The sequence below is a fragment of the Streptomyces sp. NPDC008092 genome, from assembly GCF_042957285.1.
In the GTDB taxonomy this organism is placed as follows: domain Bacteria; phylum Actinomycetota; class Actinomycetes; order Streptomycetales; family Streptomycetaceae; genus Streptomyces.
Genome location: NZ_JBIBHY010000004.1, coordinates 66,257 through 87,336, shown reverse-complemented (window position 1 = coordinate 87,336; position 21,080 = coordinate 66,257). Strand labels below are relative to the sequence as shown.

The 21,080-nt window shown below is 69.9% G+C and carries 17 protein-coding genes and 3 tRNA genes; 12 read left to right on the top strand and 8 right to left on the bottom strand.

Annotated elements, in window-relative coordinates; translation table 11 throughout:
- Positions 1 to 87: 87 nt before the first annotated feature.
- Entirely contained in the window at positions 88 to 768 is a 681-nt protein-coding gene (locus ACFZB3_RS13460; protein WP_391374292.1) for an ElyC/SanA/YdcF family protein, read from the bottom strand.
- Positions 769 to 922: 154 nt separating this feature from the next.
- Here ACFZB3_RS13460 and ACFZB3_RS13455 point away from each other — a divergent pair, with 154 nt between their 5' ends.
- The 5 genes from ACFZB3_RS13455 (at position 923) to ACFZB3_RS13435 (ending at position 8,018) form a co-directional block, all read left to right on the top strand.
- Positions 923 to 1,657, top strand: a complete 735-nt coding sequence (locus ACFZB3_RS13455; RefSeq protein WP_391374290.1) for a CbiX/SirB N-terminal domain-containing protein — start codon at positions 923 to 925, stop codon at positions 1,655 to 1,657.
- Positions 1,658 to 1,868: 211 nt separating this feature from the next.
- Positions 1,869 to 3,149: a deoxyguanosinetriphosphate triphosphohydrolase gene (locus ACFZB3_RS13450; RefSeq protein WP_391374288.1), complete on the top strand. Its 1,281-nt coding sequence runs from the start codon at positions 1,869 to 1,871 to the stop codon at positions 3,147 to 3,149.
- A 158-nt stretch (positions 3,150 to 3,307) separates the two neighbouring features.
- Positions 3,308 to 4,570, top strand: coding sequence for an FAD-dependent oxidoreductase (locus ACFZB3_RS13445; RefSeq protein ID WP_391374285.1), 1,263 nt, complete (start codon positions 3,308 to 3,310; stop codon positions 4,568 to 4,570).
- Between the two features lie 126 nt (positions 4,571 to 4,696).
- Entirely contained in the window at positions 4,697 to 6,613 is a 1,917-nt protein-coding gene (gene dnaG / locus ACFZB3_RS13440) for a DNA primase (RefSeq protein ID WP_391374283.1), read from the top strand.
- A gap of 103 nt (positions 6,614 to 6,716) precedes the next feature.
- Positions 6,717 to 8,018 carry a sigma-70 family RNA polymerase sigma factor gene (locus tag ACFZB3_RS13435; protein ID WP_391374280.1) on the top strand — a complete coding sequence of 434 codons (1,302 nt, stop codon included), beginning with the start codon at positions 6,717 to 6,719 and terminating at the stop codon, positions 8,016 to 8,018.
- Between the two features lie 153 nt (positions 8,019 to 8,171).
- Here the strand turns inward: ACFZB3_RS13435 and ACFZB3_RS13430 are convergent, their stop codons facing one another.
- The 4 genes from ACFZB3_RS13430 to ACFZB3_RS13415 all read right to left on the bottom strand — a co-directional run bounded on the left by ACFZB3_RS13430 (position 8,172) and on the right by ACFZB3_RS13415 (position 13,925).
- The gene (locus ACFZB3_RS13430) at positions 8,172 to 10,100 is read right to left on the bottom strand and encodes an ABC transporter transmembrane domain-containing protein (protein ID WP_391374277.1); all 1,929 of its coding nucleotides are present in this window, start codon (positions 10,098 to 10,100) and stop codon (positions 8,172 to 8,174) included.
- Positions 10,100 to 11,833: an ABC transporter transmembrane domain-containing protein gene (locus tag ACFZB3_RS13425; protein WP_391374275.1), complete on the bottom strand. Its 1,734-nt coding sequence runs from the start codon at positions 11,831 to 11,833 to the stop codon at positions 10,100 to 10,102. Before ACFZB3_RS13425 ends, ACFZB3_RS13430 begins: the two co-directional genes overlap by 1 nt.
- Positions 11,834 to 11,998: 165 nt before the next feature.
- Positions 11,999 to 13,453: an FGGY family carbohydrate kinase gene (locus ACFZB3_RS13420; protein ID WP_391374272.1), complete on the bottom strand. Its 1,455-nt coding sequence runs from the start codon at positions 13,451 to 13,453 to the stop codon at positions 11,999 to 12,001.
- 169 nt (positions 13,454 to 13,622) lie between these two features.
- The gene (locus ACFZB3_RS13415) at positions 13,623 to 13,925 is read right to left on the bottom strand and encodes a YtxH domain-containing protein (protein ID WP_391374269.1); all 303 of its coding nucleotides are present in this window, start codon (positions 13,923 to 13,925) and stop codon (positions 13,623 to 13,625) included.
- Between the two features lie 134 nt (positions 13,926 to 14,059).
- Here ACFZB3_RS13415 and ACFZB3_RS13410 point away from each other — a divergent pair.
- From ACFZB3_RS13410 to ACFZB3_RS13400, 3 genes are all read left to right on the top strand, one after another.
- Positions 14,060 to 14,132 (top strand) — tRNA-Asn (locus ACFZB3_RS13410).
- A 5-nt stretch (positions 14,133 to 14,137) separates the two neighbouring features.
- A tRNA-Asn gene (locus tag ACFZB3_RS13405) sits at positions 14,138 to 14,210 on the top strand.
- Between the two features lie 189 nt (positions 14,211 to 14,399).
- Positions 14,400 to 14,476: transfer RNA gene (locus tag ACFZB3_RS13400), tRNA-Ile, on the top strand.
- A 123-nt stretch (positions 14,477 to 14,599) separates the two neighbouring features.
- Here ACFZB3_RS13400 and ACFZB3_RS13395 read toward each other — a convergent pair.
- A complete protein-coding gene (locus ACFZB3_RS13395) occupies positions 14,600 to 16,483 on the bottom strand; it encodes a tyrosine-type recombinase/integrase (protein ID WP_391374267.1) in 1,884 nt (627 codons plus the stop codon).
- 184 nt (positions 16,484 to 16,667) lie between these two features.
- Here ACFZB3_RS13395 and ACFZB3_RS13390 point away from each other — a divergent pair, with 184 nt between their 5' ends.
- A complete protein-coding gene (locus ACFZB3_RS13390; RefSeq protein WP_391374265.1) occupies positions 16,668 to 16,871 on the top strand; it encodes a DNA-binding protein in 204 nt (67 codons plus the stop codon).
- 105 nt (positions 16,872 to 16,976) lie between these two features.
- Entirely contained in the window at positions 16,977 to 17,936 is a 960-nt protein-coding gene (locus tag ACFZB3_RS13385) for a recombinase family protein (protein WP_391374262.1), read from the top strand.
- Here the strand turns inward: ACFZB3_RS13385 and ACFZB3_RS13380 are convergent.
- Entirely contained in the window at positions 17,925 to 18,572 is a 648-nt protein-coding gene (locus ACFZB3_RS13380) for a hypothetical protein (protein WP_391374260.1), read from the bottom strand. The genes ACFZB3_RS13385 and ACFZB3_RS13380 overlap by 12 nt on opposite strands.
- A 128-nt stretch (positions 18,573 to 18,700) precedes the next feature.
- On the bottom strand, positions 18,701 to 19,228 hold the full coding sequence (locus tag ACFZB3_RS13375; RefSeq protein WP_391374257.1) for a hypothetical protein: 528 nt from the start codon (positions 19,226 to 19,228) through the stop codon (positions 18,701 to 18,703).
- 341 nt (positions 19,229 to 19,569) lie between these two features.
- Here ACFZB3_RS13375 and ACFZB3_RS13370 point away from each other — a divergent pair, with 341 nt between their 5' ends.
- Together ACFZB3_RS13370 and ACFZB3_RS13365 are read left to right on the top strand one after the other, a co-directional pair.
- Entirely contained in the window at positions 19,570 to 19,752 is a 183-nt protein-coding gene (locus tag ACFZB3_RS13370; RefSeq protein ID WP_391374256.1) for a hypothetical protein, read from the top strand.
- 150 nt (positions 19,753 to 19,902) lie between these two features.
- The gene (locus ACFZB3_RS13365) at positions 19,903 to 21,069 is read left to right on the top strand and encodes a ParB/RepB/Spo0J family partition protein (protein WP_391374253.1); all 1,167 of its coding nucleotides are present in this window, start codon (positions 19,903 to 19,905) and stop codon (positions 21,067 to 21,069) included.
- Positions 21,070 to 21,080 lie beyond the last annotated feature (11 nt).

The window sequence follows — 21,080 nt, the reverse complement described above, 5'->3', positions numbered from 1 at the left end:
GCGTTCCGCCGGAAGTGCCGCGATCTGCCGTCTGCCGTCTGCCGTCTGCGGCGCCGTCTTGGCCGGTCGCGCAGTTCCCCGCGCCCCTTACGGGGCGCTGTCTGCCAAGGCCCTGGTCACCCCTGGTTCCTTCTTGCCCAGGAACCGGGGGTTCGGCTCGAAGACCGCGTCCAGGGCCGCCTTCCCCGCCGCGAAGACCTCCCGGGTCCCGCCGTAGTACCAGGTCACGTCGTGCTTGGCGTCCACCCCGACCCCGTACGACGTCACGCCCGCCGCCTCGCACAGCGCCACCGCCCGCCGGATGTGGAAGCCCTGGCTGATCAGCACGGCCCGGTCCACGCCGAAGATCTTCTTCGCGCGGACGCAGGAGTCCCAGGTGTCGAAGCCGGCGTAGTCGCTGACGATGCGTTTTCCGGGGACGCCGTGCGCGGTCAGGTACGTGCGCATGGCGTCCGGCTCGTCGTAGTCCTTGCGGCTGTTGTCGCCGGTGACGAGGACGACCTTGATGCGCCCCTCCTTGTACAGCGTGGCCGCCGCGTTCAGGCGGTTGGCGAGGTACGGCGAGGGCTCGCCGTCCCACAGGCCCGCGCCGAAGACGACCGCGACGTCGGCGCGCGGCACGTCCGCCACGGTGCGCAGCCGGCCGGCCGTCGAGACGTACAGCCAGGTGGCGGGCAGCAGCGCCAGCACGCACGCGGCCATCACGCCCTGCACCAGGCGCCGCCGGCCGGTGCGGGTCCGCGGCAGTCGCGGTCGGCGGATCTTCATACGCTTGTTCCCCCCTGTGGGCTTCGACCTTGGAGGACGCAGCACGGGACGCTCCGGTTCGCTCACAGCGTGCGGGTCCCCACCGTGAAGTGCCCGAAAAGACCCGTGACGGTCAGGCAACGGGCAGGCAACCTCGCCCGGCGAGGATCCTCGCATGACGGTGACCGACCTCTCCCCGCGCCCCGGCCCGCCCGCCCTGGTCCTGGTGGCCCACGGCAGCCGCGACCCGCGCGCGCTCAGCACCGTGCGGGCACTCGTGGACCGGGTACGCGCACTCCGCCCCGGCGTGCCCGTGCACCTCGGTCACATCGAACTGAACGCGCCGCTGCTCCCCGACACCCTCGCCACCCTCGGGGACGCCGAGGCCGTCCTCGTCCCGCTCCTCCTCGGCCGCGGCCACCACGTCAAGCGGGACATCCCGGAGACGGCGGCCGCCGCCGACGCCCGGACGCGCGTCGCCGCCCCGCTGGGCCCGCACCCCCTCCTGGCCGACGTCCTGCACGCCCGCCTGCTGGAGGCGGGCTGGCGGCCCCGCCCCGCGAGCGCCGTGGTCCTGGCGGCGGCCGGCTCCCGCGACCCCGACGCCAGGGTCGACACCAGCCGCATGGCCGCCCTCCTCGCCGCCCGCCTGGGCGTCCCGGTCGTCCCCGCCTACGCGTCGGCGGCGACCCCGACGGTCCCGGAGGCGATCACCGCCCTGCGGGCGCGGGGCCGACGTCACATCGCCCTCGCCTCCTACTTCACGGCCCCCGGCCGCTTCGCCACCGAGTGCGCGGCCCACGCCCCGTGGCTCGCGTCGGCCCCGCTCGGAGCCCACGACGCGATGGCCGAGCTGGTCCTCCACCGGTACGAGCAGGCACTGGGAACGCCGGTGACCGTGGCCGCCTAGGGGTGCGTTTGCGGCTGCGGGCGGGTTGTGGTTGATCGCGCAGTTCCCCGCGCCCCCAAGAAGGCGGGTCCACTGGGCCGGCCTGAAAGGGGCGCGGGGAACTGCGCGACAAGCTCCCACGCACCCGCAGCCGCAGACGCACCCCGACCCGGCAGCCGAGTAGGCACCCCACAACCCCCGTTTTGTCACCACCAACCCGTACTGTCGAACCATGGCAGTCCCCGCACCCGCAGCCACTTCGGCCTACGACCCGGCGTCAGCCGACCGCTGGGCCCCCGAACCCGACAAGCGCCCCGGCCGCACCGCCTTCCAGCGTGACCGCGCCCGCATCCTGCACTCCGCCGCCCTGAGAAGGCTCGCCGGCAAGACCCAGGTCGTCACCCCCGGCACCTCCGCCCAGGCGTGGGACGCCAGCCCCCGCACCCGCCTCACCCACTCCCTCGAATGCGCACAGGTCGGCCGCGAGCTGGGCGCCGCCCTCGGCTGCGACCCCGACCTCGTCGAGGCCGCCTGCCTCTCCCACGACCTCGGCCACCCGCCCTTCGGCCACAACGGCGAACACGCGCTGAACGAGTTCGCGGACGACTGCGGCGGCTTCGAGGGCAACGCCCAGTCCCTGCGGCTCCTCACCCGCATCGAGCCCAAGCGGTTCACCCCCGAGGGCTCCGTCGGCCTCAACCTCACCCGCGCCGCCCTGGACGCGGCCACCAAGTACCCGTGGCCGCGCGGCGCGCACCCCACCGCCCCGGACTCGCCCAAGTTCGGGGTGTACGAGGACGACCGGCCGGTCTTCGACTGGGTCCGCAAGGAGGCCCCCGGCACCCGCACCTGCTTCGAGGCCCAGGTCATGGACTGGTCGGACGACGTCGCGTACTCCGTGCACGACGTCGAGGACGGCCTGCACGCCGGTCACATCGACCCCAACTGCCTGCACGCGGAGCCGGAACGGCAGGCGGTGTTCGCCGTCGCCGTCGGCCTGTACGTGCCCGCAGGCACCGACCCCGCCGAACTCGCCGCCGCCCTCGACCGGCTCCAGGACGAGGAGTGGTGGCCGCACGGCTACGACGGCACCGCGGTCGCCCAGGCCCGCCTCAAGGACGCCACCAGCCAGCTCATCGGCCGGTTCTGCCTGGCCGCGGAGGGCGCCACCCGCGAGGCGTACGGCGGCGGCCGGCTCACCCGGTACGGCGCGGAACTCGTCGTACCGCGCGAGGCCCGGATGGAGTGCGCGGTGCTCAAGGCCATCGCCCACCGGTACGTCATGCAGCGTGCCGAGCAGGAGCGGCTCCGCGCCGACCAGCGGGTCGTCGTCGCCGAACTCGCCGAGGCGCTCACCGCCCGCGCGCCCGACGGACTCGACCCGCAGTTCCGGGCGCTGTTCGAGGCGGCCGGCGACGACCACGCCCGCAAGCGGGTGATCGTCGATCAGATCGCGTCGCTCACCGACGCCTCCGCGCGGTCGCTGCACGCGCGACTGACGGGACGTATGTGAACACTTCGTGACTCCCTGCGACTCCCTGTGGACTGATCGGGGCAAGATCGCGTCAGCGGGGGTCACTCCCTCTTCCCGCATCACGCTGCGTGCGGGAGGCTCACAGTGCGGCGCATGTGGGCGGCATATGTGGCGGCACCCTTACGAGGAGGCATCAAGTGGTCGACGCGGACCAGACTTTCGTCATCGTCGGAGGCGGACTCGCCGGTGCGAAGGCGGCCGAGACGCTCCGAGCCGAGGGCTTCAGCGGCCGGGTGATACTGATCTGCGACGAACGCGACCACCCGTACGAGCGGCCGCCGCTCTCCAAGGGATACCTGCTCGGCAAGGCCGAACGCGACAGCGTCTTCGTGCACGAGCCCGCCTGGTACGCCCAGCACGACATCGAACTGCACCTCGGCCAGACCGTGGACCGCATCGACCGCGCCGCGAAGACCGTCCGGTTCGGCGACGACGGCACGCTGGTCCGCTACGACAAGCTGCTGCTCGCCACCGGAGCGGAGCCCCGCCGCCTCGACATCCCCGGCACCGACCTGGCCGGCGTCCACCACCTGCGCCGCCTCGCGCACGCCGAGCGCCTCAAGGGCGTCCTCGCCGCCCTCGGCCGGGACAACGGGCACCTCGTCATCGCGGGCGCCGGCTGGATCGGCCTGGAGGTCGCGGCGGCGGCCCGGACCTACGGCGCCGAGGTCACCGTCATCGAGCACGGACAGACCCCGCTGCACAGCGTCCTCGGACCCGAACTGGGCAGCGTCTTCGCCCGGCTGCACGAGGAGCACGGGGTCCGGTTCCGCTTCGGGGTGCGGCTCACCGAGATCGTCGGCCAGGACGGCATGGTGCTCGCCGCGCGCACCGACGACGGCGAGGAGCACCCGGCGCACGACGTCCTCGCGGCGATCGGCGCGGCGCCGCGGGTCGGGCTGGCCGAGGCGGCCGGCCTCGATCTGGCCGACCGGGCGCACGGCGGGGGCATCGTCGTCGACGAGCGGCTGCGGACCTCCGACCCGGACATCTACGCGGCCGGCGACGTGGCCGCCTTCCCGCACGCCCTGTTCGGCACGAGGCTGCGCGTGGAGCACTGGGCCAACGCGCTGAACGGCGGCCCGGCGGCGGCGCGGTCGATGCTCGGGCAGGACGCCGTGTACGACCGGGTGCCGTACTTCTTCACCGACCAGTACGACCTGGGCATGGAGTACAGCGGGTGGGCGCCTGCGGGGTCGTACGACCAGGTCGTGATCCGGGGTGACGCCGGGAAGCGGGAGTTCATCGCGTTCTGGGTGAAGGAGGGGCGGGTGCTGGCCGGGATGAACGTGAACGTGTGGGATGTCACAGAGCCGATCCAGCGGCTGATCCGCTCCGCGGTGCCGGTGGATCTCGACGCTCTGGCCGACCCCCATGTGCCGTTGGAATCGCTCGCCTAGGAGGCCGCCGGGTTCTGCCGTCTCGCGGGCGCGGGTGCGCGGGGGCTGGTCGCGCCGGTTCCCCGCGCCCCTGAAGGGGCGCTCCGGCTCGCCGGAGTTGTCACCGCACCCCCGTAGAATTCACCCGTGGCTGGACGGATCAATGACGAGGATGTGAAGGCGGTACGGGACGCGGTCCCGATCGACGCCGTCGTGTCCGAGTACCTCCAGCTGCGCAACGCGGGCGGCGGGAACCTGAAGGGCCTGTGCCCGTTCCACGACGAGAAGTCGCCGTCCTTCCAGGTCAGCCCGAGCAAGGGACTCTTCCACTGCTTCGGCTGCCAGGAGGGCGGCGACACCCTCACCTTCGTGATGAAGGTCGACCACCTCTCCTTCTCGGAGGCGGTCGAGCGGCTGGCCGCCCGGGCCGGCATCACCCTGCGCTACGAGGAGGGCGGGTACAACCCGTCCCACCAGCGCGGTGAGCGGATCCGGCTGGTGGAGGCGCACAAGATCGCCGCGGTCTGGTACGCGGAGCAGCTCGCCACCAGCCCCGAGGCCGAGACCGGCCGGGTCTTCCTCGCCGAGCGCGGCTTCGACCAGGCCGCCGCCGTCCACTTCGGCGTCGGCTACAGCCCGCAGGGCTGGGACCACCTCACCCGCTACCTGCGCGGCCAGGGCTTCACCGACAAGGAGCTGCTGACGTCCGGACTGTCGCAGGAGGGGCGGCGCGGGCCCATCGACCGCTTCCGCGGCCGCCTGATGTGGCCCATCCGGGACATCGGCGGCGAGGTCGTCGGCTTCGGCGCCCGCAAGCTCTACGAGGCAGACAACGGGCCCAAGTACCTCAACACGCCCGAGACCGCGATCTACAAGAAGTCCCAGGTCCTGTACGGCATCGACCTCGCCAAGCAGCACATCGCGAAGGCCAGCCGCGCGGTCGTCGTCGAGGGCTACACCGACGTCATGGCCTGCCACCTGGCCGGCGTGACGACGGCCATCGCCACCTGCGGCACGGCCTTCGGCGGCGAGCACATCAAGATCCTGCGGCGCCTGCTGATGGACAACGGCTCGGCCCGGGTGATCTTCACCTTCGACGGCGACGCGGCCGGCCAGAAGGCGGCCCTGCGCGCCTTCGAGGACGACCAGAAGTTCGCCGCCGAGACGTACATCGCCATCGCCCCCGACGGCATGGACCCCTGCGAGCTGCGCCTGGCCAAGGGCGACGAGGCGGTCGCCGACCTGACCGAACCCCGCACCCCGCTCTTCGAGTTCGCGCTCCGCCAGATCGTCGCCCGCTACGACCTGGACACCCCGGCAGGCCGCGCGGCCGCCCTCGACGAGGCGGCGCCGATCGTCGCCCGGATCAAGAACAGCGGCGCGCAGCACGAGGTCGCCGTCCAGCTGGCCGGCATGCTCGGCATCCTCGACACCCAGTTCGTGGTCAAGCGGGTGGCCCAGCTGGCCCGCTGGGCCCGCGAGAAGGGCGGCGGGAGTGGCAGGGGGGCCGGTCCGGCCCGCGGACCGCAGCAGCCGTCGTACGACACGGCCGGCGCCCGCCCCGCCGTCTCCGGACCCGCCCTCAACCTCCGCAACGCCGTCTTCGCCACCGAGCGCGAGCTGCTGAAGCTCGCCCTCCAGCGCCCCGAGCTGGTCTCCCCGGCCTTCGACGCGTACGGCATCGACGAGTTCACCGCCGAGCCCTACGCGGCCGTACGCCAGACCATCATGGAGGCGGGCGGCGCCGAGTACGGCGTGCAGGATCCGCAGGAGTACCTGGTCCGGGTCCGCGAGGCCGCCGCCGACGACACGGTCCGCGCGATGGTCACGGAGCTCGCCGTGGAGGCGATCATGCGCCGCACGGTCGACGAGAACTACGCGGGCGAGCAACTCGTGACCGTCCGCCGCCGGGCCGTCGACCGCCGTATCCACGAGATCCAGATCACCCTCACCCGCCTCGGCAGCGGCGGCGACCCCGCCCAACTCACCTCCGTGCAGAACGAGTTGTGGGTCCTCCAGCAGTACGGGCAGGCGCTGCGCGAGCAGGGCCCGGCCGCCCTCTGAGCCCCGGCCGGCCGTCGGGATAACCGCGCGGTCACGGGCCGGACGCAAAAAGTCACCGCACGCCCCTCGTGGCGGCGATGTGTCTTCCCCCACACTGGGGGCGGTGCCTGAGTCCTCGGAGCGCGGCCGGCCCGTCCCGGACGGGTCCCACACCCCCGCCGTTCCACTCATCGCGTACGGGACGGACAGCGGCGAGGCCGTCGTCTCCGCCCCCGAAGTACCGCTGCCGCACCCCCTGGCAGCGATCATCCTGGAGGTCGCCCCCGTGCAGACCCAGACCCTGACCCAGACGGACAGCAGCAGCACGCTGACGGACGAGCCGGACGCCGATACCGGCGGCCATGCCGGCGTGCCGCCGCAGAGCCGGGCCGCGCTGCACCCCGAGACCGAGCCGGACGGCCCGCCTCCGGAGGAGCTCGCGGCCGAAGCCCCCGACACGGAGCCCGAGCCCGAGCCCGCCGAGCCCCGGGCCGCCGCCCGCGCCGACACCGGCGGTCCCTCCTCGGACCTGTTCCGCCAGTACCTGCGCGAGATCGGCCGCATCCCGCTGCTCACCGCCGCCGAGGAGGTCGAACTCGCCCGCCGCGTCGAGGCCGGCCTGTTCGCCGAGGAGAAGCTGGGCAGCACCCCCGACCTGGACAGCGAACTGGCACTGGACCTCGACCGGCTCGTCGTCATGGGCCGCATGGCCAAGCGCCGTCTCATCGAGGCGAACCTGCGGCTGGTGGTGTCGGTCGCGAAGCGGTACGTCGGCCGCGGCCTGACCATGCTCGACCTGGTGCAGGAGGGCAACCTCGGCCTGATCCGGGCCGTCGAGAAGTTCGACTACGCCCGCGGCTACAAGTTCTCGACGTACGCGACCTGGTGGATCCGCCAGGCCATGTCCCGCGCCCTGGCCGACCAGGCCCGCACCATCCGCGTCCCGGTGCACGTGGTGGAGCTGATCAACCGCGTCGTCCGCGTCCAGCGCCGGATGCTCCAGGAGCGGGGCTACGAGCCGACGCCGGACGAGGTCGCCGCGCACCTGGACCTGGCGCCGGAGCGGGTGGGCGAGGTGCTGCGGCTGGCGCAGGAACCGGTGTCCCTGCACGCCCCGGTGGGCGAGGAGGACGACGTCGCCCTCGGCGACCTCATCGAGGACGGCGACGCGGCGAGCCCGGTGGAGTCGGCGGCGTTCCTGCTGCTGCGGGAGCACCTGGAGGCGGTCCTGTCGACGCTCGGGGAGCGGGAGCGCAAGGTCGTCCAACTCCGGTACGGCCTGGCCGACGGCCGCCCTCGGACACTGGAGGAGATAGGGCGGATTTTCGGTGTGACGCGGGAGCGGATCCGGCAGATCGAGTCGAAGACTCTGAACAAGCTGCGGGATCACGCCTTCGCGGACCAGCTGAGGGGCTATCTGGACTGACGCCGGGTGCGGGCGCGCGGGGGCTGGCCGCGCAGTTCCCCGCGCCCCTTACGGGGCGCTGCCCCACCGTGTCCTACATAGCTGCGGGCAGTCGTGCCGCAGGGCGGCACGGGTGCAAGCGCCGGTAAGCGTCCCCACCCGTGCCGCACCCGCTCAGTCCACCTCCGCCACCGCCTGCGCGAACTGCGCCTTGTACAGCCGGGCGTACGCCCCGTCCGCCGCCAGCAGCTCGGCGTGCGCGCCCTGTTCGACGATCGAGCCGTTCTCCATCACCAGGATGGTGTCCGCGTCCCGGATCGTCGACAGCCGGTGGGCGATCACGAACGACGTCCGGCCGTCCGCCAGTTTGGCCATCGCCTTCTGGATCAGGACTTCCGTACGGGTGTCGACCGACGACGTCGCCTCGTCGAGGACGAGGATCGTCGGGTCGGACAGGAAGGCGCGCGCGATGGTGATGAGCTGCTTCTCACCGGCGCTGACGCCCGTGCCCTCGTCGTCGATGACGGTGTCGTAGCCGTCGGGGAGGGTGCGCACGAACCGGTCCGCGTGGGCCGCCCGCGCCGCCTCCTCGATCTCGCCGCGGGTGACCTCCCGCGAGGCGCCGTACGCGATGTTGTCCGCGATGGAGCCGCCGAACAGCCAGGTGTCCTGGAGCACCATGCCGATCCCGGAGCGGAGTTCGTCCCGGGACATGTGACTGATGTCGACGCCGTCGAGGGTGATCCGGCCGCCGGACACGTCGTAGAACCGCATGAGGAGGTTCACGAGTGTCGTCTTGCCCGCGCCGGTCGGGCCGACGATCGCGACCGTGTGGCCCGGTTCCACCGTGAGGGAGAGGTCCTCGATGAGCGGCTTCTCCGGGTCGTACCGGAAGGAGACGTGCTCCAGGGCCACCCGCCCGCGCAGTTCGGCAGGCCGCTCGCCCGGGACCGGGTCCGCCTCCTGCTCCTCCGCGTCGAGGAGTTCGAAGATCCGCTCGGCGGAGGCGACACCGGACTGCACCAGGTTGGCCATGGAGGCGACCTGGGTCAGCGGCATCGAGAACTGCCGGGAGTACTGGATGAAGGCCTGCACGTCACCGATGGACAGGGCGCCGGACGCGACCCGCAGGCCGCCCACCACCGCGACCAGCACGTAGTTCAGGTTCGACACGAACATCATCAGCGGCTGCATCACACCGCTGTTGAACTGCGCCTTGAACCCGGCCTCGTACAGCGCGTCGTTCTGCTCGGCGAACTGCTGCGCCGACTCCTCCTGCCGGCCGAACACCTTCACCAGGGTGTGCCCGGTGTACATCTCCTCGACGTGGGCGTTCAGCTTGCCGGTGGAGCGCCACTGCTGCACGAAGTGCGGCTGCGAGCGCTTGCCGATGCGGGTGGCGACCAGGAAGGACAGCGGCACGGTGACCAGGGCCACCAGGGCCAGGAGCCAGGAGACCCAGAACATCACCGCGAGCACGCCGATGATGGTGAGCAGCGAGTTGATGAGCTGGCCCATCGACTGCTGGAGCGTCTGGCCGATGTTGTCGATGTCGTTGGTGGCGCGGGAGAGCACCTCGCCGCGCTGCCGCTTGTCGAAGTAGGAGAGCGGCAGCCGGGACAGCTTCGCCTGGACGTCCTCGCGGAGCCGGTACATCGTGCGGTTGACGGACCGGTTGACGAGCCGGGTCGCCACCGCCATCAGCAGGCCGGCGACGAGGTACGTGCAGAGCGCGAACAGCAGGACGTCGCCGACCTGGCCGAAGTCGATGCCCTTGCCGGGGGTGAAGTCGGTGCTCCTGAGCATGTCGGCGACCGTGTCCTGGCCGCGCTCGTGCATGCCCGCCAGGACCTGCTCCTTGGTGGAGCCGGCGGGCATCTGCTTGCCGATGACGCCGGCGAAGACCAGGTCGGTGGCCCGGCCGAGGATCTTGGGGCCGATCACGTTGAGGGTGACGCTCGCGACCACGCAGAACAGCAGCAGGTAGATCGTGAGCTGTTCGGGTTTGAACCGGGCGAGGAGCCGTTTGCCCGAGTTCTTGAAGTCCATCGACCGCTGGTCGGGGCCGCCCCCGGCCATCATGCGTCCCATGGGCCCGGCCATCAGGCGGCCTCCGCTTCCGTCAGCTGGGAGAGCACGATCTCCCGGTAGGTCTCGTTGCCGGCCATGAGCTCGTGGTGGCGGCCGGTGCCGACGACACGGCCCTCGTCGAGGACGACGATCCGGTCGGCGTCCCTGATGGTCGCCACCCGCTGGGCGACGATGACGACGGTCGCCTCGGCCGTCTCCCGGGCGAGCGCGGCGCGCAGGGCGGCGTCGGTCGCGTAGTCGAGGGCGGAGAAGGAGTCGTCGAAGAGGTAGATCTCCGGGCGCTGCACGAGCGTGCGGGCGATGGCGAGGCGCTGCCGCTGGCCGCCGGAGACGTTCGTACCGCCCTGGGCGATGGGCGCGTTCAGCCCGCCCTCCAGCTTCTCCACGAAGCCCTTGGCCTGCGCCACCCCCAGCGCGTGCCACAGCTCCTCGTCGGTGGCGTCCGGGTTGCCGTAGCGGAGGTTGGTCGCCACGGTGCCCGCGAACAGGTACGGCTTCTGCGGGACCATGCCGACCGTCTGCGCGAGCAGCTTCGGGTCGAGGCCCGAGACGTCCTCGCCGTCCACGAGGACCTCGCCGTCGGTGGCGTCGAAGAGCCGCGCGACCAGCCCGAGCAGGGTGGACTTGCCGCTGCCGGTGGAGCCGATCACGGCGGTCACCTCGCCGGGCCGGGCGACCAGGTCGACGGCCTTGAGCACCGGCTCCTCGGCCCCCGGATAGCGGAACCCGGCGGCCCTGATCTCCAGGTGGCCGTGCCGGCGCAGCTCGGTGACCGGCGCGAGCGGCGGGACGACGCTGGACTCGGTGTCCAGGACCTCCTCGATGCGCTCGGCGCAGACCTCCGCGCGCGGCACCATCATGAACATGAAGGTGGCCATCATCACGGACATCACGATCTGCATGAGGTAGGCGAGGAAGGCGGTCAGGTCGCCGATGGCCATCTGGCCGCTGTCGATGCGGTGGGCGCCGAACCACACCACCGCGATCGACGACACGTTCACCGTCGTCATGACGATCGGGAACATCAGCGCCAGCATGTTGCCGGTGGCCAGCTGCATCTCGGTCAGGTCGGCGTTGGACTTCCCGAACCGGCCCTGCTCGTACTCGTCGCGGACGAACGCGCGGATCACCCGGTTGCCGGTGATCTGCTCGCGCAGCACCCGGTTCACGGTGTCGAGCCGCACCTGCATGGCCCGGAACAGCGGCCGCAGCCGCCGCACGATCAGCGTCACGCTGATCCCCAGCACGGGTACGACGGCGACCAGCACCCCGGACAGCGGAACGTCCAGGCCGAGGGCGAGCACGATGCCGCCGACACACATGATGGGCGCCGACGCCATCAGGGTGAACGCCATCAGGACCAGCATCTGGACCTGCTGTACGTCGTTGGTCGTACGGGTGATGAGCGAGGGCGCCCCGAAGTGACCCACCTCACGTGCGGAGAAGGACTGCACCCGGTCGAAGACGGCGGCACGCACGTCCCGGCCGAGCGCGGACGCGGTCCTGGCGCCGTAGTAGACGGCACCGACGTTGCACACCACCTGAGCGAGCGAGATGCCGATCATCAGGGCGCCGAAGGACAGGATGTAATCCGTGTCACCCTTCACGACGCCGTTGTCGATGATGTGCGCGTTGAGCGTGGGCAGGTAGAGAGTGGCGCAGGTCTGCAGGAACTGCAGCAGCACCAGGATGGAGATGGGTTTCCTGTAGGGCCTGAGATAGGTCCGCAGAAGTCGTATGAGCACGCTACGTCTCTCGGAGTCGGCGGTGGGGGTGGGCGAGGTCGCCTGCCCGAAGGGCGGGGTGTTTGCCCTAGGCCCCTATCGTCCGACACTCCACCCGCGTTACCTCAACCGATTAACCCGACAGCCGCCGTCCCCGGACGCGCGCGGCCGTACGCTTCGCGGGGTTTAGACCCGGAACGCCCCCGGATGGGTCTGCTCCCGCACCGAGACGAACTGCTGCCGCACCGCCTGCCCGACGGCCAGCTCGTCCCCGGGCTCCAGCACCTGTGCCGCCGCGCCCTGCCACACGGGCGGCGTACGCGGGTCCAGCGTCCCCTGCGAGACCCCGAGCGCCCAGGCCGCCTGCCGGGCCGCCCCGATCGCCGCGTAGTCCGCCGGCTGCGGTACGACGACCTGCGCGCCGAACAGCATCGGCGCCGCCGCCTGCACGGCCGGCAGCTCGGCGGCCTGCCCCAGCAGGAAGATCCGCCGCACCTCGACACCCCGGTTGCGCAGCACGTCCAGCGCGTCGGCGAGCCCGCACAGCATGCCCTCGAAGGCGGCCCGCGCGAGATGCTCGGCCTTCATCGACTCCCGGCGCAGCCCGGCCAGCGTCCCGGCGGTGTGCGGCAGGTTCGGCGTCCGCTCGCCCTCCAGGTACGGCAGCATGACCAGCCCGTGCGACCCGGGCGTGGACTTCATCGCCAGGTCGGAGAGGGCCTCCAGATCGGCAAGCCCGAGCAGCTCGGCGGTGCCGCGCAGGGCCCGTACCGCGTTGAGCGTGGTGACGACCGGCAGGTGCATGCCGGTGGCGTCGGCGAGCGAGGTGATCATCCCGGAGGTGTCGGCGAGCGCCTCGGTGTGCACGGCCATCACCGACCCCGAGGCGCCGAGCGACACCACGGCGTCCCCGAACCCGAGCCCGAGACCGAAGGCGGCGGCCATGGTCTCGCCGGTCCCCGCGGAGATCAGCAGCCCCTCCGGGGTGGTACCGGCCGCGTCGGACGGGCCGATCACGTCGGGCAGCATCGCCTGATGGCCCAGGGCGAGTTCGACGAGGTCGGGCCGGTAGCCGCCGGTGGCCGCGGACCAGTACCCGGTCCCGGACGCCCCGCCCCGGTCGGTGGTCCTCCTGACCGGCCGCCCGAGCAGCTGCCACACCAGCCAGTCGTGGGCCTGCAGCAGTACGGCGGTCCGCCGGGCGTTCTCCGGCTCGGTCTTCGCCAGCCAGCGCAGCTTGGTGACGGGCTGCGCGGCCTGCGGCACGCACCCCACCGCCTGTGCCCAGGCCTCCCGCCCGCCCAGCGCGTCGATGAGATCGGCGGCCGCGACCTGGGCGCGTTTGTCGCCGCCGACCATCGCGGGGCGGACGGTGTTGCCCTGGGCGTCCAGCGGAACCAGCGCGTTCTGCTGCGCGGACACGCCGATGGCCTGCACGCCCTCCAGGAGCCCGCCGCCGGCGGCCTCGCCGAGGGAGAGCAGCCAGGCCTGCGGGTCGACGTCACTGGGGCGCGCCGCGCCGTCCGGCGTGTCGACCGGGTGCGGTGCGTATCCCTGGCGGAGCACCGCACCGGTGTCCGCGTCGCAGACCACGATGCGAGTGAAATCGGGTGAGCTGTCCAACCCGGCGACTATCCCCATGACCGAAATTCTGCCGCACGCTCCGCTGTGGTTCGGCCGAGGGCGCCGTAGGGGTTCGCGTGGACTTGTGGGTGCGGGGCGCGCCGTGGCTGGTCGCGCCCGCGCGGCGGAGCCGCAAATCGATACGGCCCGTGCCCCTGGGCGAGACAGCTCGCCCGGCGTGGAAACGTCAGGTGTTGCTGGTGCCCCAGTCGTCGCTGCCGTCGGCCTGGCTGCGTTCGCGCAGGGAGCGGACCCGGGCGGCGACGGAGTCGGGCATGTGGTCGCCGACCTTTGCGCCGACCGAGTGGAATGCCTTGCCGGCGTAGACGCGGCCCTGCTGGGCGGCGGTCTCCGCGGTGTTGCGGACGGCCGGGTTCTGGGCGACCTGCCGGGCCGACTTCTTCAGCTGCTCGTAGCGCTCTCGTCCGGCCCGCGTGCCGAGCACGTAACCGAGAGCCAGCCCGACGACGAACGTGAGCTTGTAGCGCATGGCGGTGCCACCCTTCCGACGTGGGGGAGTACCGATTGGCGGAGCACCCCCCTGCTTGCGCTAATGTATGTGTCGCAGCGAGCGAGCGCCCCCTGGCGAATACCCAGGTAGGTACGTTCGATGCAACGAGGCATTCCTCCGTAGCTCAATTGGCAGAGCAGCCGGCTGTTAACCGGCAGGTTACTGGTTCGAGTCCAGTCGGGGGAGCTCGGTCCTCCGTAGCTCAATTGGCAGAGCAGCCGGCTGTTAACCGGCAGGTTACTGGTTCGAGTCCAGTCGGGGGAGCATGCTGAACGAGGACCCCCGTGGGGGTCCTTTTTCATGTGCGCTGCGCGTCCGCGGGAACCGCCGGGCCTGCACCGATGTCCTGAAGGTCGTGACTGTCCGCAGAAGCCGACCAGCCGAAGCAGGAGATCGTATGAGCGGCTATGCTGCGGCAGACGGCGCGCACACTTGTACGCGACACGCCGCTATGGGGCGGTAGCTCAGCCGGTTAGAGCAGCGGACTCATAATCCGTCGGCCGTGGGTTCGAGTCCCACCCGCCCCACCACTCGCTACGCGAGAAGAACCGTTCTGACCAGGCACTTTCCTGGTCCGGGCGAGAGTATGAGGGTCCTGGCGACCCTGGCGCGATCATGATTTCATGATCGTCTGGACAAATTCTGGACGCAGGTCACGCGGCGCGTGAACGAGCCCTCTTCTGCCTGTTGTTGCGGCCGAGAGGCGAGGGGCGCGAGGCGTCCCACCCCGCGATGCTCGGCGTCTCCGTTCGGGCGAGCGTGAAGCGGAGGAGAGCGAACTCCTGGCGCTGCTCACCCTGGTACTGGTCGTTGAAGTTCTCGATCCGGACCAGCTCTAGGTCATTGCTCGTGCAGTGATCGCGCATCCACTTCACGGCGGCATTGGCGGCGTCGTCCTGGCCCCGGCCGGCGAGAGTGACCAGACCGAGGAGATCGGAGTCGGGCCGGGCCTGTGCGCCCACGGACCAGTCCTCACCCGCCTGGCGCGCGCCGTGGGCGAAGAAGACGGCGAGGTCGCCCTGCCAGGCTGTCTCGGGGATCTCCAACGGCGTGTGCACCTTGTAGGGGACTTCACGGGGGACGACGGAGATGACCGACTCGGCCTCGGCCCGCATCATCTCGGGCAGGACGCTGGTGTAGGTGTCGGAGGTGATCTGGCGTGAGGAGTGCCCCAGCTTCTCCTGGACCACCTTGATGTCGTTCCCGGCGAGCAGGGAGAGCGTGGCCGCCAGGTGGCGTAGGTCGTGGAGACGGACCGGCGGCAGGCCGGACAGCTCCACGAGACGGGTGAACCGTCGGGAGATCCAGTCAGGGTGCAGTGCCTCGCCGTTCTCGTGGGTCCATACGCGACCGGTCTCGACGTAGGCAGCTCCCCACTCCTGGCGCTTCTGTTCCTGCTTCGTGCGGAAGCTCACCAGGTTGTCGGCGGACTCCAGGCTCAGCGACACGGTACGGACGCTCTCGGCCTTCGGAGCCTCGCCGTACAGCTGGTAGGCGACTTCCACGATCTGCTGGGAGATCCGGAGCCAGAGGGCGTCGATGCTGACCTCCGTCCACGGCACCGCGGCCATCTCGCCGCGGCGGGGGCCGAGGAAGATGAACGAGTGCCACAGCTCGTAGAGCCAGTCGTCCTTGACGAAGTCGAGGAACTGCCCGGTCAGCTTGGGTGTCCAGACCATGACCGGGCCGGGCTTCTGTCCGGTGCGCTTCCAGTGCCCGACGCGCTCTGGGGTCCAGACGATCGGCTTCGGCCGTGTGACCGACGGGAGCTCGACGAGCTGCGACCAGTTCTTGGCGAATGCCTGCTCGCGCTTGATCCCCCAGGTGAGCGCCGAGCTGAGGGTGTCGTTGATGCGGTGCATGGTTGCGGGAGAGGTGACCTTTCGCAGGCCTCTGCGGCCCTCGCGTAGAGCCCTGGTGGCCTCCAGGAAGGCTTGCCGGTACGGACGGCGTTCTTCCCTCTTGGCGTAGCCAGCGGTCTTCACCCAGGCCCGGTGGACCTCATCCCGAGCCTCCTGGAGCTCCGTCACACGGAGCCGGTGGAGGATGCGCTCCGCGTTCTCCCTCTCGATCGCGTCGTACATGAGGTCGAGGTGGCGGACCTTGAGATCGCGTCGCTTGATGTGCCCCAGGTGGGGGACGAGGTAGTTGTCGAGGTGCTCCTGATAACCGTGGCGAGTGGTGCGTGCGAGGGACTTCTTCGCCTTGATCCAGCGGAGGAAGAAGTCGCCGCACGTCTCGTCGGACAGTACGTCGGTGCCGGCGGTGGCGGCGTCGTACAGTTCCTTCGCCTTCCGCTGGGCGTCCGTCTTCTTGGCGAACCCGCCGCGCCGGACGCGCTGACGCTCGCCGCCCTCGCCGGGCTCCAGCTCGAAATACAGGTGCCAGGTGCCGTGGTCCTTCTCCGCGAGCTTCGGGCAGCTCGCGCCGATCTTGCGCATCTTTGGCTTGCCCTTGGCGTCCGTCTCCGGTCTGCCGTCCTCGCCTATGACAGGCTCCTGGCAGGCGCAACGCCGCGTGTAACTGGGGTCGAACACGAATATCCCCTTCGTGGCCTTCACTTGTGGAACTTCTGTGCCGGTCTATGTCGACCGATGCCCTATCTTGCCCCAACACTCCAGTGTTGGAGTATCCTTATGGCACGTTGGCGTGGGGGAGAACGCGACAACGGGAATGACAACGAAGGACGCATCTGTAGCTACGGACGCCGGGGTCGGTTCGATGACCCTGGAGGAACTACTCGCGCTGCCACCGACCGTGAACGTCGTGACGGCTGCGCGAGCACTCGGGATCGGCACGCACAAGGCTTACAACTTGATCAAGGACGGGTCTTTCCCCGTGCAGACGCTCCCTCTGGGCGGCACGGTGAGAGTCCCTACTGCTGCACTGTGGCAAGTGCTCGGGGTGACGCCACTGGTGCAGTGATCGTGTAGCCCTGAGTCTGTCTGTCTCGCTCGGCCATAGCTGGGACATGTGCCGTGGCCTAGGATCAGGCGGCTACGGGCGCACGAAACGAGAACGGACCACTGCATGCCACGGCTCTACGGTTTCGAGGACGCCTCACGTCGTCGGCTACGTGACGATGAAGTGGACGCGACCCGCCTGATGGTCAGCCGGGCGCTCAGCGATCAGTCCAACCAGGACGTTGCGGTGTGGGCGAACGGTGAGGGATACCGGGGAACGCTCGGAGGGGAGTGGAAGGACGCGTCGGTGGGACGCCTGTTCCGCAATCCCGCGATCGCTGGACTGCGCTACGACGATGACGGTGAACTCGTTGACGCGGGTCATCCTGGAGCCATCACGCGCGAGGAGTTCGAGGCCCTCCTAGAGCGGGAGAAGGCTCGCAGTACGAAGGATGCAGAGCCTGCGTACGACTATCTCCTGGTCGGAGGAGGCTGCACCTGCGGAAAGTGCACCCAATTTCTCACGGGCGCCCGTACCAATTCGGGTACACCCGGCTACCGCTGTCGTCCGAAAGACAAGCACGGGAACGGCGGTTGCGGCGAGGTCCGGATTGATGCCGAGCTGCTGGAAAACCACGTCGGAGAGTACGTCGTGGCGGAACTCCTCAAGCCCGGCATCCGAGCCCAGATCGCCAAGGCCCAGGCCGCGGTGCGCCAACAGGTTGAGAACCTCAAGCAGGACATCAAGGACCTGGAGGGCCGCCAGGCGGAGCTCGGGAGGCTCTACGGCAACCGCGAGATCAGCAGCGAGGCACTGGTAGCCGGAGAACGCGAGATTGCGGCCAACCTCAAGGACATCCGTCCGCGCCTTCGCTACGCGGAGCAGATGGCTAACGTCTCGCTCGGCCATGCCAAGGACCTCGTGAAGTGGTGGAACGCTGCGCCCACCGCATCGAAAAGGGCCATCGCGCTGCTCCTCCTGGAGAAGATCGAGGTGTTCCCCGCGAGCGCCCGGGGGGTCCGGACAATCGAGCCGGGACGAGTCGTCCTTCACTGGCGCAAGCTGTCCGACGTGTCAGGCGGCTGACGCCGTCACCCGCGATGCGAGCCGCCGACCTACCATCGCCATGGTCAGCCCCGTGATCAGTGAGATCACGGCGAGCCCGGCCAGGAGTGGGGAGACGACCTCCTCGTACCGCAGCGGCCATGGGTGGCCCAGGTAGTGGGTCACCAGGTACGACCCCTTGCTGGCGGCGTACGCCACTCCGAGGAGCGCGGAGAGCGATGACAGCGCGAGGCCGCGAGCGGTCCAGGCGTGTCCTGCGCGTCGGGCAACGAGAGTCATCCCAGTGCACAGGAACGCGATCTCGCCACAGGTGACGGCCACGTAGGCCAGGTAGACCATGAGGTAGACGGTGACGCCTGGCACCGTGGCGAACTCGGTCGTGAACTCCACTGTCTCGTCGGTGGTGGCGACGAACAGTGGCAGCATCGCCGCTAGGACGCACACAGCGAAGGCGACCCGTGCGTACAGGCTGGCCTTCAACACCTCGTGGTTGTAGGACCAGTCCACGAGCATCAGCTGAAGGCTGCCGCACCATATGACTGCGCAGATGTGCGCCCCGATCTTGGCGGCGTTGTTCATGCCGGTCGCAGCCTCGATCGCGTCCTCTATGGCCGGCACGGCGAGAGTGACGCCCACTGTGCAGATGCCGATGGCCACGGCTCGGGTGAAACGGGCTACGCGGTAGTCGCTTCGGTCACGCTGACGCCAGGCTTCCCGAGCGGAGAGCACGGTGCCCGCCAGGCCGATCAGAGCGCACAGGCCGAAGACTAAGCCGTCCATTTGGTTCAGGTTCCTTCCAGATCGGAGACGGCACGCTCAGCCGCTTCAGTGAAGCTGAGACGCCTCCGCCGGCCTGGCCGCGGTGGTTCCGGGGCGGGCGGAAGAGGCTCAGGCACCTCCGGGACGGCGAGATCACTGTGTCCGTGTCGCTGACGGATCTCACGTGCGGCCTCCAGAAGTTCGGCAGCTCCGGCTTCGCCCAGGTCATGGATGAGCCGAAGCGCCTCGCGCGCGTCTTGGTACTCCTCGTAGACCGACAGAGACGTCAATCCGTTGTAACCGGGGAGTAGATAAGCTACCGGAGAGCCCAACGCCCTTGCCAGGCCCGCCAGTTGAGAGACTGTCGGGTTCGCCTTGGCCCCGTTCACGAGGTCGTTCACGACCTGGTGCGTCATCGCGGGCTTGTCGCCGGGAGTCTTGGCTGTGGCGGCAGCGATGTCGCGCGTGCTCAGGGTTTTCCCATCTGCCCTGAGCTTCCTGCCGATCAAGACGGCGAGTTTGCTGGCGAGAGGGGTGTCCGGGCCGAGCGGCATGGTGCTGGCTACTCCTTGTGACGCGGTAGGCCCGACCTGGCGGTGGACGGTGGATGTGGTGCGCACTCAGTATCGCCATGAGGCGCAAGTGGCTGGTGAGGCAGCGCAATGTCTATGTTGGTTGACAATAGGTAACGCCCACAGCAAGATCTATAACCTTGGGCGCAGTAAGCGCATGCTCGGCATGCGGGGCCGCCACCCCTCTACCGCCTCCTTGGGTGCAAGATCGCGACGGGCATCCAAACGGGTCCCGATGTGTGCCGCTAACTCGCCTGTGTGGGGATCTAAGTGGTCGGCAGTTCGATGCGGAGGGGGAACGCTGTAATGCGGGGAGGGTACGGGTGGGGATCGAGTTGGACCGGGTGCTGGCCCGACTGGAGGAGTCGGGCGGCACGGAAAACGTTGTCCTGGACGACGAGGTCGCGCTCGCCGCGTTAGGGGCTCTTGCGATCGTCGACCCGAAGCGGGTCGGCTACGGCGTGGAGTCTGTGGGGGCGCTGTCCAAAGTTGATCTACGCGAGTAGTGACTGGCGGGCCCCGCGAGGGGTCCGCCAGTGCGTCTCTGACCTGCAAAAACTTCTCGAAAATTGTGGACCCCTATCCTGAATGCATATAGAATAGAACCAGAAGGAGGGGGGAAGAAGAAACCCCCCGCTGACCTCTTGGAGATCGAAATGTCGCACAAGTTCGCCACCCTCAAGATGCGCCAGATCCACCGCAACCCGAACCAGCCCCGCAAGGCCTTCGACGAAGGCGCGCTGAACGAGCTGGCCGAGTCGATCAAGCAGCACGGCCTGCTCCAGCCGATCGTCGTCCGGAAGGTGGTGGAGGGCTATGAGCTCGTGGCCGGCGAGCGGCGCTTCCGCGCCAACGAACTCGCGGACAACATCACCATCGAGGCGAAGATCCTGCTGTCCGACGGTGAGTCCGAGATCAGCGACATGGACTCCTTCGAGAAGGCCATGGCCGAGAACCTGAACCGCGAGGACATGCTCCCGCTGGAGGAGGCGCGCGGCTTCAAGAAGGTCTTGGACGAGAAGGAGGGAGCCACGCCCGCCAGTGTCGCGAAGACGTTCTCCAAGTCGGTCCAGTTCGTTAACCAGCGCCTGGCCCTGCTCGCCCTGCGGCCGGAGATCCAGGCGGCCGTCGACCTCGGGCACATCGGGACCCAGGCCGCCGTCCAGATCGCCGCGCTCTCGACGGACAACCAGAAGGCGGTCTTCCAGGATTGGAAGAAGGGCGACAAGAGCGACAACCAGCTCGTCCACATCGCCTACGCCATGCGCAAGCAGGAGAAGGCGGCCAAGCAGGACTCCATGGTCGACGTCGAAGAGATGACCCCTGAGGAGAAGGCCGAGCGGAGTCGCGCGCAGGCCAAGACCAAGAGCGACCTCGACGCGATCGAGGGGATGTGGGAGCTGCTGGACAGCATCGGCAAGGCGGACCCTATGGAGCTGGCCCGCACCCTGGCTGGGGAGGTCGGCAAGCGGCTTGAGCAGATGGACCGGGTCGCGGACGTCGTGCAGAAGGCCCGGTTCCAGCTCCGTCAGGCGAAGGCGCATGCCGACGCCAGCGAGATCATGGTCAACCCCGACGCCGCTGCGCCCGACCTGGTGGGCGAGGCCGAGGCCGTCCTCGCCCAGGCGGACCCGGCTGCCGGTGACGCCGGGCCGGAGACCCAGGCCGAGCCCGCCCCGGAGCCGGCTGCCCCGGCCGCCGATGCCGACACGGAGACCGAGGCCACCGCGGCCGCCGACGCGGAGACCGAGAGCCCGGCCGAGCCGGAGGAGGACGGCGCCGAGGTCGAGGCGGCGGCTGAGCCGGTCGCCGTCGCGGCCTGACCCGTCCGTCC

What these genes read in the sequence shown, in the direction of transcription:
- ACFZB3_RS13390 (WP_391374265.1), top strand. Translation starts at nt 16,668, where the DNA reads ATGACCCTGGAGGAACTACTCGCGCTGCCACCGACCGTGAACGTCGTG.
- ACFZB3_RS13460 (WP_391374292.1), bottom strand. Translation starts at nt 768, where the DNA reads ATGAAGATCCGCCGACCGCGACTGCCGCGGACCCGCACCGGCCGGCGG.
- ACFZB3_RS13420 (WP_391374272.1), bottom strand. Translation starts at nt 13,453, where the DNA reads ATGGGGATAGTCGCCGGGTTGGACAGCTCACCCGATTTCACTCGCATC.
- ACFZB3_RS13375 (WP_391374257.1), bottom strand. Translation starts at nt 19,228, where the DNA reads ATGCCGCTCGGCCCGGACACCCCTCTCGCCAGCAAACTCGCCGTCTTG.
- ACFZB3_RS13385 (WP_391374262.1), top strand. Translation starts at nt 16,977, where the DNA reads ATGCCACGGCTCTACGGTTTCGAGGACGCCTCACGTCGTCGGCTACGT.
- ACFZB3_RS13455 (WP_391374290.1), top strand. Translation starts at nt 923, where the DNA reads ATGACGGTGACCGACCTCTCCCCGCGCCCCGGCCCGCCCGCCCTGGTC.
- ACFZB3_RS13365 (WP_391374253.1), top strand. Translation starts at nt 19,903, where the DNA reads ATGTCGCACAAGTTCGCCACCCTCAAGATGCGCCAGATCCACCGCAAC.
- ACFZB3_RS13430 (WP_391374277.1), bottom strand. Translation starts at nt 10,100, where the DNA reads ATGGCCGGGCCCATGGGACGCATGATGGCCGGGGGCGGCCCCGACCAG.
- ACFZB3_RS13450 (WP_391374288.1), top strand. Translation starts at nt 1,869, where the DNA reads ATGGCAGTCCCCGCACCCGCAGCCACTTCGGCCTACGACCCGGCGTCA.
- ACFZB3_RS13415 (WP_391374269.1), bottom strand. Translation starts at nt 13,925, where the DNA reads ATGCGCTACAAGCTCACGTTCGTCGTCGGGCTGGCTCTCGGTTACGTG.